The organism is Comamonas sp. CMM03 (genome assembly GCF_019218715.1).
Classification (GTDB): Bacteria; Pseudomonadota; Gammaproteobacteria; order Burkholderiales; family Burkholderiaceae_C; genus Comamonas; species Comamonas terrigena.
Map to the genome: position 1 here is coordinate 578,892 of NZ_JAHUXB010000002.1, position 13,263 is coordinate 592,154.

A 13,263-nucleotide genomic window follows, 5' to 3' on the forward strand; every position below is an offset into this window, starting at 1 on the left:
CGACTCCCTCAAGCCTTCTTGTCTTCACCGATCAGGAGCTTGGTCTCCGACAGGTACATGTGGGGCGGCACTTCCAGGTTGTCTGGAGCGGGCTTGTTCTTGAACACGCGGCCCGCCATGTCGAAGGTCGAACCGTGGCAGGGACACAGGAAGCCGCCCTTCCAGTCGGGAGGCAGCGAAGGCTGGGGACCGGCCACGAACTTGTCCGTGGGCGAGCAGCCCAGGTGGGTACAGATGCCGACGACCACCAGCACTTCGGGCTTGATGGAGCGGCCTTCGTTGCGGGCATAGACCGGGGTGAACTGGTCGGGGTGGCGCAGCGACTGGGGATCGGCCAGCAGCGGATCCTGCTCGGGCAGCTCCTTGAGCTGCTCGGGAGTGCGCTTGATGATCCACACCGGCTTGCCGCGCCATTCCACGGTGATCTTTTCACCAGGATTCAGGGTGGAAATGTCCACCTCCACGGCAGCACCGGCCGCCTTCGCCTTCTCGGAAGGCTGGAACGTACTCACGAAAGGCACGGCAGCGGCCACGCCGCCCACCGCACCGGCACAAGCGGACGTGATGATCCACGTCCGTTTGCTGGAGTCGACTGGAGTTTCACTCATGGGAATCCTCGATGAACATCGCTAGATTGGGGTCAATCGAAAAATTGTAGCGGAGCGATTAGGGTTATTCCAGTGCCTGTCCGACATGGAAAACCAGTGTTCACCCCCATACTTGCCCCCAATTTCAACCCGTTTTATGGAGCTGTCAGCCATGGCAATGATGCAAGAATTTCGCGAGTTCGCGATCAAGGGCAACGTGATGGATCTGGCCGTCGGCGTGATCATCGGCGGGGCCTTCGGCAAGATCGTGGACTCCGTCGTGAACGACCTGATCATGCCCGTCGTGGGCCTGATTTTCGGCAAACTGGACTTCTCCAACCTGTTCGTCATCCTGGGGACCGTGCCCGATGGCATCCCCCGCACGCTGGACGCTTTGCGCAAGGCCGGGGTGCCCGTTTTTGCCTATGGCAACTTCATCACGGTGGCCGTGAACTTCCTGATTCTGGCCTTCATCATCTTCATCATGGTCAAGCAAATCAACCGCTTGAAGCGCGAAGCACCGACCGCACCCGCGGCGCCGGCCCCCACGCCGGAAGACGTGGTGCTGCTGCGCGAAATCCGCGACAGCCTGCGCAATCCGCAGCGTTGAAGCGCCTGCGCACCCAGCAAAAAGCCCCGCTTGGCGGGGCTTTTTGCTGCCGGCTTCCGCCGGATTCTGCGCAGCACCAAGTTGGTGCAAACGCATGAAGAGAGGCTCCTCGACCTCAGTCCACCGGCAGGCCGGCGAGGCGCTTGGCGACCCGCACCGCCTCCACCATGCTGGAGGCATCGGCGATGCCCCGACCGGCAATATCGAACGCCGTTCCATGGTCCGGACTGGTGCGCACCAGGGGCAGTCCCAGGGTCACGTTGACCCCTTCCTCTACACCAAGATATTTGACAGGGATCAAACCCTGGTCGTGGTACATCGCCAACACCACGTCGAATTCCCCAGCACGCTGCGGGGTGTTACGGGCCCGCATGAAGACGGTATCGGGGGAAATCGGTCCCCAGACCTGCATTCCCTCGGTCTGCGCCTGGGCCACGGCGGGTGCAATCACCTCGATTTCCTCGCGCCCGAACAGACCGCCCTCCCCCGCATGCGGATTCAGTCCGGCCACGGCGATGCGCGGTGCACGCCCCAGGCTGCGGCTCAGCGCGGCATGGGTGATGCGCAGGGTCTGCAGGATATGGGGCTGGGTCACCGCATCCAGTGCCTCGCGCAAGGACACATGGATGCTCACCAGCACGGTGCGCAGCTGGTCGTTGGCCAGCATCATGCGCACCGGCATCTGGGCGATGGGCACGCCCGCATGGCGCGCCGCTTCGGCCTGCAGTAGCTCGGTGTGGCCAGGAAAGTCCACGCCGGCCAGCGCCAGCGCTTCCTTGTGCAAAGGCGCGGTCACCAGTGCCGCCACCTCACCCGCCAGGGCCGCCCGCGCTGCCCACTGCACACTGCGTGCGGCGGCTTCGCCGGCCGCCCGGCTGACCTGCCCCCAGGGCGCGGCGGCAGGCATATCGGGCAGTTGCAGCACTGGAATACAGCGCGGCGGCACATCCCACGCCTGGGCTGGAGCGCCAATGGCGGCAACCGGCAAGTAGGTTTCACCCCCACGCCGCACCGCCTGGGCACCGCGACGGACGGTGTCCACATCCCCGGCCACAAAGCAGCCGCGCAACAGCGGGCCATGGTCGCGGAAGGCTTTGGCAATGATTTCCGGGCCGATACCGGCCGAATCGCCCTGGGTGATGGCCACGGGCAGTGGCATGCGGGATGCTGACATGGTGTATGGATCCAAATAGGCCGAACATGCAGACCGGATCAGCATGTCCAGCTCCTGGTTTTACATCAACCGGCCCGGCCATGGCTGCGGCCGACACGGGCGCTGCGGGCTACCCAGCCCGTCGGGGCATGGCGCGGGCAGCGTGCCGTGCAGGCGAAGCTGAGGGGACCGCGCCAGCCGATGCCAGGTCACGCCGGGTTGTCGATGTCGATAAAACGGTGCTCAAGCCCCAGCTGCTGCGCCACATGGGCGGCCACCGCCGGAGCGCCATAGCGCTCGGTGGCGTGGTGGCCCGCCGCAATGAAGGTGGTGCCGGTCTCGCGTGCCAGGTGCGCCTGGGGTTCGGAGATTTCGCCGGTGATGAAGGCATCCGCTCCTGCGGCGATCGCCCCCTCGAAAAAGCCCTGCGCTCCGCCCGTGCACCAGGCCACGCGGCGGATGGGAGCCGCCTCCGCCCCGCTGACGCAGGTCACCGTGCGGCCCAGCGTCTGCTGTACCTGGGCGGCCAGCGCTGCCGCGTTGGCAAAGCTGCCACCACCCACCATGCCCAGATTCTGGTCCCCAAAGGTGGCGTCGTGCTGCAGACCCAGTCGCAGGCCCAGCTGGGCGTTGTTGCCCAGCGTGGGGTGCGCGTCCAAGGGCAGGTGGTAGGCCAGCAGATTGATGTCGTGGGCCAGCAGCAGGCGAATCCGCTCCTTCATCCAGCCGGTGATGCGCCCATCCATGCCGCGCCAGAACAGACCGTGGTGCACGAAGATGGCATCGGCGCCGTCGGCAATGGCGGCTTCAATCAGCGCGCGGCTGGCCGTCACGCCGCTGACGATGCGGCGGATCTCGGCCTTGCCCTCCACCTGCAGGCCGTTGGGCCCGTAGTCCTTGAAGCGTTCGGGTTGCAGCAGGCCGTCAAACTGGGCCAGAAGGTCGTGTCGCAGGATCATGGGCCCGATTGTGCCCATGCCGCCGTGCCTGCCGGCACCCGGCCCCTCAATTCACAAGCACTTCACAGGCACATCGCAGGCACAAAAAAGGGCAGCCGCAGCTGCCCTGACCTTGGAGAGGAAAAACGGACTCAGGCCTTGGCCACCTTGGGCTGCCAGCCATAGCAGGCCAGCTTCCAGAAGCCGAGGGCCGCACCCAGCACGCCCATGGCGGCCACGTAGTGGGCGGGGGCCATGATGTCGACCTGCTGCCAGACGGACACCAGCATCGGGGTCAGGCCGCCAAACACGGCGTATGCCATGTTGTAGGCAAAGGACAGGCCGGTGAAGCGCACCGCGACCGGGAAGGCTCGCACGCCCACCACCGGCAGCAGCGAAATGGAGCCCACGAAGAAGCCCACCAGCGCATAGCGCAGCACCAGCGTGTCCTGGCCGGGCAGGTTCAGGTAGAACAGGTAGGTCGTCACGGTCATGCCGCCCCAGCCCAGCACCATGGTCCAGCGGGTACCGATCTTGTCGCTCAGCCAGCCCCAGAACACGCAGCCGATGGTCAGCGTGACCGTGGCCACCGCGTTGGCCTTCATGGCATCGGCCGGCAGGATGTGGAACACCTTCTGCAGATAGGCGGGGGTGAACAGAATCACCACCACGATGGCCGTGGACAGCACCCAGGTCATCAGGGCCACCAGCCAGCAGGCTTCACGGTGGTCACGCAGGATGGTCTTGATGGGCAGCTCGGCATCGGCTGCCTTGCGCTTTTGCATGTCCTGGAACAGCGGGGTTTCCTGCAGGAACTTGCGCAGATAGACCGACACCAGACCAAACACACCGCCCAGGATGAACGGCAGACGCCAGGCCCAGTCGTGGATCTCTTCCTGGCTGTAGGTGCTGTTGAGCCACACCGCAAAGATGGAGCCCAGGAAAATGCCGCCGGTGATGCCGGAGGTCAGCGTGCCAATGGCCAGGCCGTAGTTCTTGGCGGGCGAATGCTCGGCCACGAACACCCAGGCGCCGGGCATTTCACCGCCGATGGCAGCGCCTTGCAGCACGCGCATCAGCAGCAGCAGCAGTGGCGCGGCAATGCCGATGGAGGCGTAGGTCGGCAGCAGACCGATGACCAGGGTGGGCACGGCCATCAGGAAGATGGACAGCGTGAACATCTTCTTGCGGCCGATCTTGTCGCCATAGTGGGCAATGATGATGCCGCCCAGGGGACGGGCCAGGTAACCGGCCGCAAAAATGCCCAGCGTCTGCAGCTGGCGCATCCAGTCCGGCAACTCGGCCGGGAAGAACAGCGTGCCGATGACGTTCGCGAAGAACACAAACACGACAAAGTCGTAGAACTCCAGCGTGCCGCCCAGGGCGGACAGGCTCAGTGTCTTGTAGTCCTCTCGGTTCAGAGGACGGTGGTGCGCACCGCCCGCCACTTGGTGGGCGCGTGCATTGGCAGTCTTACTCATAGGAGCGTCTTTCCAGAAATCTATTCGGCCAGACAGCGCGGTGGGTGCCACGGCAGGGGTGAACATGCGGTGGCGGACCGTTCTGCAAGACTTCTGGATGGGGAGGCTTGAACCATCTCCCCGCCTCGCGGGTGTGCGGGGCGGAAAGTGAACGCGGCGTGGCGCAGTCGAGGAAATATTCTAGGGTTAACACTATGTAACTGACGCCCTGCCGACATTAACCCCGCACCTCCACGGACGGCGAAGTCAGCCATTCCGAGCCGCGATGACGCACAATCGCTGCGGCCTGGCGCAAATCGACGTACGCTCAGGTTTCTGGGCGGCATCGGCGCCCCCCTCCATCCTCTGAACACCTCTGTATGAAGCGTTACTGGCTTTTGTTCTCGCAAGCGGTCACCGTGCTGCTGGCGGCCTATTTCATTGTGGCCACGCTGCAACCCAGCTGGCTGCGCAGCGGCGCCACCGTCAGCCGCGCCGGCATCTCCCTGCTCGAAGCCCCGTCCGAGCCGCGCCCCGAACCCGTCCCCGGCAGCCTGAGCGCCGCAGCCAAGCAGGCCATGCCGGCGGTGGTCAGCATCAACACCAGCAAGTCCATCCCCAACCCGCGCGCCAACGACCCCTGGTTCCAGTTCTTCTTCGGTGACCAGGCCGGCACGCAGGAGCAGGCGGGCCTGGGCAGCGGCGTGATCATCAGCCCCGATGGCTACATCCTGACCAACAACCACGTGGTGTCCGGTGCGGACGAGATCGAAGTCACGCTCTCCGACAGCCGCCGCGCCAAGGCCCGCATCATCGGCACCGACCCCGATACCGATTTGGCCGTGCTGAAAGTGGAGCTGGACAAGCTGCCCGTCATCGTGCTGGGCAACTCCGACCAGGCTGCTGTGGGTGACACCGTGCTGGCGATCGGCAACCCCTTCGGCGTGGGCCAGACCGTGACCAGCGGTATCGTCAGTGCGCTGGGCCGCAACCAGCTGGGCATCAACACCTTCGAGAACTTCATCCAGACCGATGCTGCCATCAACCCCGGTAACTCCGGCGGGGCCCTGGTGGACATCAACGGCAATCTGCTGGGCATCAACACGGCCATCTATTCGCGCTCCGGCGGCAGCCTGGGCATCGGCTTTGCCATCCCCGTCTCGACCGCCAAGCTGGTGCTGGACGGCATCGTCAAGGAAGGCAAGGTCACGCGCGGCTGGATTGGCGTGGAGCCCAACGAGCTGTCGCCGGAACTTGCCGAGACCTTCGGGGTGAAGGCCGGGCAGGGCATCATCATCACCGGCGTGCTGCACAACGGCCCGGCTGCCCAGGGCGGCATGCGCCCCGGCGATGTGATCACCGAAGTGGCCGGCAAGCCGGTGCGCAATGTGGCCGAGCTGATGACCAATGTCGCCGCGCTGCCGCCCGGCACGGCGGCGCCTTTCATCGTGCAGCGCGCCGACGGCAGCACCACCTTGCAGATCACTCCGGGCGTGCGCCCCAGCCCGCCGCAACAGGTGAACCGGCGTTGAGGTGCCCGCTGGCAGTACGCCAGCAGCCCCATCGCACCCCATCCGCCCGGCCTTGGCCGGGCTTTTTTGTGCCGGTGCCGCACCGGAGCCCCCCCACAGCCCCTCTGCTGCAGCACACAGTCAGTGCGCGCACCGTCCATGGCGCCAACCCCGGTCTGCAAGCAGCAGCGTCCACTCCGGTCTCCTCCACCCCGTGCCCCCACTCAACGGGCCCGCATGAGGACGGCTGCAGTGCGGCCCGGCCTTTTGCACACGGTCACCGGGCACAAAAAAGCCCGGGCAGATCGGTCTGCACCGGGCTTGAGGAACATGGCAGCGGGCGCGGCCTGCCGCACCGGGGATCAGCTGTGGCTGTCCACCGAGGTCTTGCCTTCTTCCTCGGACTCGGAAAGGGGCGCAGTCTTCTTGAACCAGCGCGCGCCGATGATGCCCACCTCGTACAGGACGCACATCGGGATGGCCAGCGCCAGTTGCGAAATCACGTCCGGCGGCGTGACAACGGCGGCAATCACGAAGGACAGCACGATGAAGTAGCCGCGGAAGCTCTTGAGCTTGTCGATGTCCACCACGCCAAAGCGCACCAGCAGCATCACCACGATGGGCACCTGGAAAGCCAGACCGAACGCCAGGTACAGCGACAGAATGGCTTCGACGTAGGAGGCAATGTCCGGTGTCGCAGCCACGCTCTCGGGCGTGAAACCCTGGATGAAGGCGAACATCTTGTCCAGCACGAAGAACTGCACAAAGGCGATGCCCACATAAGCCAGGAAGCTGCCGAAGATGATCAGCGGCAGGGCAAACTTCTTTTCATGGCTGTACAGGCCTGGGGCGACGAAGGCCCACAGCTGGTACATGATCCAGGGCAGCACGGCCAGCACGGCCACCATCATCAGCACCTTCAGCGGCACAAAGAACGGCGAGAACACGCCCACCGCGATCAGCTTCGCGTCGGGCGGCATGTGCATCTTGATGGGGTGTGCGATGAAATCGATCAGCCCGTTGGGGCCGGGCCAGATGGCCAGGACCGCGACCGCCAGGGCAATGCCGTAGATGCAGTACAGCAGCCGGTCGCGCAGCTCCATCAGGTGCTGCACAAAGGGCTGCTCGGTGCCGGCCATTTCGTCTTCGCGGGAAGGTTTTTCGGACATGGTGGGGGAAATGTACCGGACATCGCCTGCCATGCAGGCCGGATGCCCTGAAACGAAAACGGGCCGGTCACCACCTAGGGGGTTGCCGGCCCTGCAGGCAATGCCTGCGCTGTGTCAGTGAAAGCGCTTCGGCCGGAACCGCGCCACACGCGCCGCCCCCGACTGCACCTTGGTGCGCACGCCGGAGCGGGCCTTGTACCACTGGGGCACGGCCCCCCGCTTGAGGCGGAAGTTCTTGCCCGGGTGCTTGTACACCGGGGTGACGGTGCTGTAGCTGTCATAGGCGGTGCCCGGGCTGTCGCTGCCGCTGTCACCATCGAAGTCGGTGGCCTCGCGCCAGTCCTTTTCCAGGCTGGAGGAGGTTTCGTGCACCGACTTTTCCACGTCGCGTGCGGCGGTTTCCACCGTCTCCTTCATCTTGCGCAGCTCATCGAGCTCCATGGAGCGGTTGACCTCGGCCTTGACGTCCGACACATAACGCTGTGCCTTGCCCAGCAGCGTGCCCACGGTGCGGGCCACGCGCGGCAGTTTCTCGGGGCCGATGACCACCAGGGCCACCGCGCCGATCAACGCCATTTTCGACAGGCCGATATCAATCATGTGCGCACACCTTCACGCCGCTCAGCTCTTTTGCTTGGCTTCGACGTCGATGGTGGCCTTGTCGGCCGTGGTGGTGGCTGTGACCTGGCCTGCAGGGGCCTCGGTCTTGCCGGCGTCCGCCGCCGGGCCGACACCGCCCTCCTTCATGCCATCCTTGAAGCCCTTGACGGCACCGCCCAGGTCGTTGCCAATGTTCTTGAGCTTCTTGGTGCCGAACACCAAAACCACGATGAGCAGCACGATCAGCCAGTGCCAAAGGGATAACGAGCCCATGAATATTCTCCTAACGAATGCGTTTCATTGTAGACGGCCCGCCATGCCTCATTGCTCGACCAAGCCTTAGGGCTATCGCGGCATAAGGGGTATGGCTGCGGCCAGTAATAGGGGTCAGATCAAACGAGGCCTCAGCCCTTTTTCCAGGGGCGGGGGCCGCCGATCACATGCACATGCAGGTGGTGCACTTCCTGCCCCCCTTCGGCACCCGTGTTGATCACCACGCGGAAGCCGCCTTCCGGATAGGGGTTACAGCCCTGTTCCTGGGCCAGCCGGGGCACCAGGGCCATGAGCTTGCCCATCAGCGGTGCGTCTTCGGCGGTCAGATGGGCCATGGAGACAATGTGTTTCTTGGGCACGAGCAGGAAGTGCACCGGGGCCCAGGGCTGGATGTCGTGGAAAGCGAAGATATCGTCATCCTCGTACACCTTGCGCGAGGGAATCTGCCCCGCAATGATCTTGCAGAAGATGCAATTCGGATCGTGGTCGTGGTGGGTAGCGGTCATGGCTCAGGCAAGGCGCCCGGCCGGTTGGCTCGGGCAAGGGTTCACAAACTCAGGGATTGTCGACGATCTGCAGCGTCTGGCGCACACCCACATCGTCGCGGTGGGCGGTGATCCAGCGTTCACCCTCGGCACGGCCCAGCGCAAACAGCTTGCGCAAAAAGCTGCTGTCGGCGCGCATCTTGCTGGCCGCACCGAATTCCGCCAGCGCCGCGCCGCCATCGATGCGGTGCAGCAGCACGCTCTTGTAGCGGCTGGCGTCCAGCCGGCCTTCGGCCAGCAGGCGGCGCACGAAATCAATCGCGCGCAGCTCCCCCAGCAGGCCGGCGTTGAACGTGACTTCGTTCATGCGTTCCATGATTTCGGCGGCGGTATTGGGCAGCTCGGCATGCTCGATGGGATTGATCTGCACCAGCAGCATGTCGCTGCATTGCGTGTCGTAGATCAGCGGGTACAGCGCCGGGTTGCCGGAATAGCCGCCGTCCCAGTAATGCTCGCCGTCGATTTCCACCGCACGGAACATCTGCGGCAGGCAGGCCGATGCCATCACCGCATCGGCAGTGATTTCCGCGCCTTTGAAGATCTTGCCCCGGCCGGTGCGCACATTGGTGGCACAGACAAAGGCCTGGGGCACGCCTTTCAGGCCGGCGGCGCTCTGCAGCGCCGCGAAATCCACCACCCGCTCCAGCTGGCTGCGCAGCGGGTTGAAGTCCAGCGGGTTGGTCTGGTAGGGCGACAGCCACTGGGTCATCATGCCCATCAGCGCCTGGTGGGCCGCCGGCACGCCCCACATCAGGCTGCCCATGGTGCCAACCCCGTCCCACAAGGCCTTCAGGCTCTCGCGGGCACGGGCGCAGCCCTCGGTATGGCGGCGTTCGGCGTCGTCCGGGAATTCCAGTGCCGCACTGGCAAACCCGTTGACCAGGGCCGCCGCATTCATGGCACCGGCGCTGGTGCCGCTGACACCGGGAAAGCCAAAACCGCCGTCCTCCAGCAGGGCATCCAGCACCCCCCAGGTGAAAGCCCCATGGGAGCCACCACCCTGCAAGGCCAGGTTCAGACAGGTGGGAGCGCTGGCTTGGCGTGCGGCCATGGGCGGTATAGCAGTGCTGAAAAAGAAAGAATCAGGCAGGCAAGGGTTCTTGCCGGCTCATGGCCAGCATGCCGCGCACGATGCGGTAGAGAAACCACAGCGAGATCAGCGCCCAGGCAATCCAGCCAGGGATCAGGAACAACAGCCACAGCGGGGCGGTGAGCACATACAGCACCCCGCTCCAGATCACGCTGCGGATGCGCCATTCAAAGTGCGATTCGTGCCAGGTGCCTTTGGCGGCCGAGCGTTTGACCAGGTCGATGACCAGCGCCACGATCAGCAGCGCCACCGAGGCCTGTGTGCCCGGCAGCACGGCGGTGACCGCCACGATCAGGTGCAGCACGTAACTGACCCAGCCCCAGGCCTTCAGCCCATCCAGGGTGGCCTGGTCCACGGCGTGGACGTCGACGATGTCGTTGTTCACTCGGCAGCTCCTTCCTGCGCGGCCCTTTCCTTGGCTTTGCGCAATGCTTTTTCTTCCAGACCACTGGTGCCTTCACGGCGTTCCAGCTCGGCCACCACGTCGGCAGGGGTCAACCCATAGTGCGACAGCGCAATCATGGAGTGGAACCACAAATCCGCAACCTCGTAGAGGATTTTGCCTTTGTCGCCGCCATGGTCCACATCCTTGGCGGCCATCACCACTTCGGTGGCCTCTTCGCCAATCTTCTTCAGAAAAGCATCCGGGCCCTTGTGCAGCAGGCGGGCGACATAACTTTTCTCGGGGTCGCCGCCGTTGGCGACCTTGCGGCTTTCGATCACGGCGGCCAGACGGGCCAGGCCGCCTTCCACCGATGCGCTGGGAGAGGATTCAGACATGGTGCACTTCACTTGTAGATGGATTCGGGGTCTTTCAAGACCGGATCGCTGGCAACCCAGACCCCGTCCTTGTAAATGCTGAAAAAACAGCTGTGGCGGCCGGTGTGGCACGCGATGCCGGGTTCATGCCCCAGCTGGGTGACCTGCAGCAGCACCACATCGTTGTCGCAGTCGATGCGCATCTCGTGCACGGTCTGCACATGGCCGGACTCTTCGCCCTTGAACCACAGCTTGCCGCGCGAGCGGCTGAAGTAGACCGCACGGCCCAGTTCGGCCGTCTTTTGCAGTGCTTCGCGGTTCATCCAGGCGAACATGAGTACATCGCCCGAGCCTTTTTCCTGGGCGATCACAGGCACCAGGCCTTGGTCGTCCCACTTCACTTCATCAAGCCAGTTCATTGGCAGTTCCCTGATGGCATGGCAGCCGGTGCGCCCTGGCTGCCATTTTGGATACAAAACCCGAGGGCTGCGCGGCACAAGCACCCGCAGCCCCGCATGTTGAAAATCTTTTACAGACGCACCGGAATGCCGCGTTCGCGCATGCGCTCCTTGGCCTGCTGCACCGTGTACTCACCGTAGTGGAAGATGCTGGCGGCCAGCACCGCATCGGCGCCGCCCTGCTGCACGCCGTCGGCCAAGTGGTCCAAATTGCCCACCCCGCCCGAGGCGATGACCGGCACGCCCACAGCGTCGGCCACGGCACGGGTCAGCTGCAGATCGAAACCGCTCTTGGTGCCGTCCTTGTCCATGCTGGTCAGCAAAATCTCGCCGGCGCCGCGCTGCGCCATTTCCGCCGCCCAGCGCACCACATCCAGGCCCACGTTCTTGCGGCCACCATGGCTGTACACATCCCAGCCGGGGCCCATGGCCGTGCCGCCGGGGCCGATGCGCTGCTCGTCCTCGGGCGTACGGCGCTTGGCATCGATCGCCACGACAATGCACTGCGCGCCATATTTGTCGCTGCAGGCATTGATGGTGGCGGGGTTCGCAATGGCGGCGGAATTGAAGCTGGTCTTGTCCGCGCCGGCGTTGAGCAGGCGACGCACATCGTCCACCGTGCGCACACCGCCCCCCACCGTCAAGGGAATGAACACCTGGGAAGCCACGGCCTCGATGATGGGCAGGATCAGATCACGCCCGTCGCTGGTGGCGGTGATGTCCAGAAACGTCAGCTCGTCCGCGCCCTGGGCGTTGTAGCGCGCCGCGATTTCCACCGGATCGCCGGCATCCCGCAACTCCTGAAAATTGACGCCTTTGACGACACGACCACCGGTCACGTCCAGGCAGGGGATGATGCGTTTGGCGAGCATAGGAACTGAAAAGCGTATGGCGAGTTGGAAAAGGGCCACAAGATACCACGCGTACCGCCGCCCATCGGGCTGGTCATGCTTTCCCGCGCCCAGGCAGGGCGCTGCAACCCACGCGATCCGCCACCCCTCTGCCGCAGCCGGCGCTCAGTGCGCCGCCAGGGCACTTTCTTCCAGCAAGCTGCGTGCCATGCCGTTCTGCCAACGCCAGGCATCGGCACACATGCGATCGACATCCAGCTCGGCCTTCCAGCCCAGCAGCCGCTCGGCCAGGCCGGGGTCGGCCCAGCACTGCGCCACATCGCCCGGGCGGCGCGCCACCACGGCATAGGGCACGGGGCGGCCGCTGGCTTTTTCAAAGCTGCGCACCATCTCCAGTACCGACACCGGACGGCCGGTGCCCAGGTTCACGGTCAGCAGTCCCATGTTCTGGCGCAGATAGCGCAAGGCCGCCACATGGCCTGCCGCCAGGTCCATCACATGGATGTAGTCGCGCGTCCCCGTGCCATCGGGCGTGGGGTAGTCGTTGCCGAACACGCTCAGGCAAGGGCGCTGACCGGCCGCCACCTGGGCCACATAAGGCATCAGGTTGTTGGGTACATCCTGCGGGTCTTCGCCAATCAGGCCGCTTTCATGCGCCCCGACGGGGTTGAAGTAGCGCAACCGCGCAATGCGCCACTGCCCGGGTTCGGAGGCGGACGTATCGGCCAGCACCTGTTCCATCATCAGCTTGGTCTGGCCATAGGGGTTGGTGGCGGACAGCGGAAAGTCCTCGCGGATGGGCAGCGAGGCGGGGTCACCATACACCGTGGCCGACGAGGAGAACACCATGCTGCGGACATTCGCCGCGCGCATGGCCTGCAGCAGGGTCACGGTGCCAGCGATATTGTTGTCGTAATAGCGCAGGGCCTCGCGCACCGACTCTCCGACCGACTTGAGCGCCGCGAAGTGGATCACCTCGGTGATCGGGTACTGCGCAAAGATCCGCCGCAGCAATCCGGCATCGCGGATATCGCCTTCGATGCATGGCGGAACCATTCCGGTGATGCGCCCCATGCGTTCCAGTACCGACCGTCGGCTGTTGCCGAAATGATCCAGGATCAGAAATGGCTCACTGCAGGCTGCGAGCGCTACGCAGGTGTGTGAGCCAATGAATCCAGCGCCACCAGTAATGAGAATCACAGCTATCCCCCCTACTCAGATGTACGTACGTCGCCCAACGATTGCACTTTTCAAGTTGC

The 13,263-nt window shown here is 64.6% G+C and carries 16 protein-coding genes; 2 read left to right on the plus strand and 14 right to left on the minus strand.

The window, feature by feature from the left end; translation table 11 throughout:
* Positions 1–8 precede the first annotated feature (8 nt).
* On the minus strand, positions 9–608 hold the full coding sequence (petA, locus tag KW830_RS09540) for a ubiquinol-cytochrome c reductase iron-sulfur subunit (protein ID WP_066540484.1): 600 nt from the start codon (positions 606–608) through the stop codon (positions 9–11).
* 151 nt (positions 609–759) lie between these two features.
* Between petA and mscL the strand changes: the two genes are divergently transcribed.
* On the plus strand, positions 760–1,197 hold the full coding sequence (gene mscL / locus KW830_RS09545; protein WP_218332957.1) for a large conductance mechanosensitive channel protein MscL: 438 nt from the start codon (positions 760–762) through the stop codon (positions 1,195–1,197).
* A gap of 115 nt (positions 1,198–1,312) precedes the next feature.
* On the opposite strand, the gene pdxA is transcribed toward mscL, so the two are convergent.
* From pdxA to KW830_RS09560, 3 genes are all read right to left on the minus strand, one after another.
* On the minus strand, positions 1,313–2,371 hold the full coding sequence (pdxA, locus tag KW830_RS09550; RefSeq protein ID WP_066540474.1) for a 4-hydroxythreonine-4-phosphate dehydrogenase PdxA: 1,059 nt from the start codon (positions 2,369–2,371) through the stop codon (positions 1,313–1,315).
* A gap of 188 nt (positions 2,372–2,559) precedes the next feature.
* Complete coding sequence (locus tag KW830_RS09555) at positions 2,560–3,309, minus strand: Nif3-like dinuclear metal center hexameric protein (protein WP_066540860.1); 750 nt, start codon at positions 3,307–3,309, stop codon at positions 2,560–2,562.
* Between the two features lie 131 nt (positions 3,310–3,440).
* Positions 3,441–4,769, minus strand: a complete 1,329-nt coding sequence (locus KW830_RS09560; RefSeq protein WP_218332958.1) for an MFS transporter — start codon at positions 4,767–4,769, stop codon at positions 3,441–3,443.
* A 359-nt stretch (positions 4,770–5,128) separates the two neighbouring features.
* Between KW830_RS09560 and KW830_RS09565 the strand changes: the two genes are divergently transcribed.
* Entirely contained in the window at positions 5,129–6,280 is a 1,152-nt protein-coding gene (locus tag KW830_RS09565; RefSeq protein ID WP_192334730.1) for a trypsin-like peptidase domain-containing protein, read from the plus strand.
* Positions 6,281–6,621: 341 nt separating this feature from the next.
* On the opposite strand, the gene tatC is transcribed toward KW830_RS09565, so the two are convergent.
* From tatC to galE, 10 genes are all read right to left on the minus strand, one after another.
* Positions 6,622–7,428 (minus strand): twin-arginine translocase subunit TatC, encoded by an 807-nt coding sequence (gene tatC / locus KW830_RS09570; RefSeq protein ID WP_066540857.1) that lies wholly within the window; start codon positions 7,426–7,428, stop codon positions 6,622–6,624.
* 114 nt (positions 7,429–7,542) lie between these two features.
* Complete coding sequence (tatB, locus tag KW830_RS09575; RefSeq protein WP_066540470.1) at positions 7,543–8,028, minus strand: Sec-independent protein translocase protein TatB; 486 nt, start codon at positions 8,026–8,028, stop codon at positions 7,543–7,545.
* Positions 8,029–8,049: 21 nt separating this feature from the next.
* A complete protein-coding gene (gene tatA / locus KW830_RS09580; protein WP_066540467.1) occupies positions 8,050–8,301 on the minus strand; it encodes a Sec-independent protein translocase subunit TatA in 252 nt (83 codons plus the stop codon).
* A 131-nt stretch (positions 8,302–8,432) separates the two neighbouring features.
* A complete protein-coding gene (locus KW830_RS09585; protein WP_066540465.1) occupies positions 8,433–8,807 on the minus strand; it encodes a histidine triad nucleotide-binding protein in 375 nt (124 codons plus the stop codon).
* Between the two features lie 49 nt (positions 8,808–8,856).
* On the minus strand, positions 8,857–9,897 hold the full coding sequence (locus tag KW830_RS09590; RefSeq protein WP_218332959.1) for a patatin-like phospholipase family protein: 1,041 nt from the start codon (positions 9,895–9,897) through the stop codon (positions 8,857–8,859).
* Between the two features lie 31 nt (positions 9,898–9,928).
* The gene (locus KW830_RS09595; RefSeq protein WP_192334732.1) at positions 9,929–10,321 is read right to left on the minus strand and encodes a hypothetical protein; all 393 of its coding nucleotides are present in this window, start codon (positions 10,319–10,321) and stop codon (positions 9,929–9,931) included.
* Entirely contained in the window at positions 10,318–10,716 is a 399-nt protein-coding gene (locus KW830_RS09600) for a phosphoribosyl-ATP diphosphatase (RefSeq protein WP_066540855.1), read from the minus strand. Before KW830_RS09600 ends, KW830_RS09595 begins: the two co-directional genes overlap by 4 nt.
* 8 nt (positions 10,717–10,724) lie before the next feature.
* A complete protein-coding gene (hisI, locus tag KW830_RS09605) occupies positions 10,725–11,114 on the minus strand; it encodes a phosphoribosyl-AMP cyclohydrolase (RefSeq protein WP_066540456.1) in 390 nt (129 codons plus the stop codon).
* A 110-nt stretch (positions 11,115–11,224) separates the two neighbouring features.
* Positions 11,225–12,025, minus strand: coding sequence for an imidazole glycerol phosphate synthase subunit HisF (hisF, locus tag KW830_RS09610; protein WP_218332960.1), 801 nt, complete (start codon positions 12,023–12,025; stop codon positions 11,225–11,227).
* Between the two features lie 144 nt (positions 12,026–12,169).
* Positions 12,170–13,204, minus strand: a complete 1,035-nt coding sequence (gene galE, locus KW830_RS09615) for a UDP-glucose 4-epimerase GalE (RefSeq protein ID WP_066540446.1) — start codon at positions 13,202–13,204, stop codon at positions 12,170–12,172.
* Positions 13,205–13,263: the final 59 nt, after the last annotated feature.

What these genes read in the sequence shown, in the direction of transcription:
- KW830_RS09590 (WP_218332959.1), bottom strand. Translation starts at nt 9,897, where the DNA reads ATGGCCGCACGCCAAGCCAGCGCTCCCACCTGTCTGAACCTGGCCTTG.
- KW830_RS09565 (WP_192334730.1), top strand. Translation starts at nt 5,129, where the DNA reads ATGAAGCGTTACTGGCTTTTGTTCTCGCAAGCGGTCACCGTGCTGCTG.
- hisF (WP_218332960.1), bottom strand. Translation starts at nt 12,025, where the DNA reads ATGCTCGCCAAACGCATCATCCCCTGCCTGGACGTGACCGGTGGTCGT.
- tatC (WP_066540857.1), bottom strand. Translation starts at nt 7,428, where the DNA reads ATGTCCGAAAAACCTTCCCGCGAAGACGAAATGGCCGGCACCGAGCAG.
- KW830_RS09555 (WP_066540860.1), bottom strand. Translation starts at nt 3,309, where the DNA reads ATGATCCTGCGACACGACCTTCTGGCCCAGTTTGACGGCCTGCTGCAA.
- KW830_RS09585 (WP_066540465.1), bottom strand. Translation starts at nt 8,807, where the DNA reads ATGACCGCTACCCACCACGACCACGATCCGAATTGCATCTTCTGCAAG.
- KW830_RS09600 (WP_066540855.1), bottom strand. Translation starts at nt 10,716, where the DNA reads ATGTCTGAATCCTCTCCCAGCGCATCGGTGGAAGGCGGCCTGGCCCGT.
- KW830_RS09560 (WP_218332958.1), bottom strand. Translation starts at nt 4,769, where the DNA reads ATGAGTAAGACTGCCAATGCACGCGCCCACCAAGTGGCGGGCGGTGCG.
- petA (WP_066540484.1), bottom strand. Translation starts at nt 608, where the DNA reads ATGAGTGAAACTCCAGTCGACTCCAGCAAACGGACGTGGATCATCACG.
- hisI (WP_066540456.1), bottom strand. Translation starts at nt 11,114, where the DNA reads ATGAACTGGCTTGATGAAGTGAAGTGGGACGACCAAGGCCTGGTGCCT.
- tatB (WP_066540470.1), bottom strand. Translation starts at nt 8,028, where the DNA reads ATGATTGATATCGGCCTGTCGAAAATGGCGTTGATCGGCGCGGTGGCC.
- mscL (WP_218332957.1), top strand. Translation starts at nt 760, where the DNA reads ATGGCAATGATGCAAGAATTTCGCGAGTTCGCGATCAAGGGCAACGTG.
- pdxA (WP_066540474.1), bottom strand. Translation starts at nt 2,371, where the DNA reads ATGTCAGCATCCCGCATGCCACTGCCCGTGGCCATCACCCAGGGCGAT.
- tatA (WP_066540467.1), bottom strand. Translation starts at nt 8,301, where the DNA reads ATGGGCTCGTTATCCCTTTGGCACTGGCTGATCGTGCTGCTCATCGTG.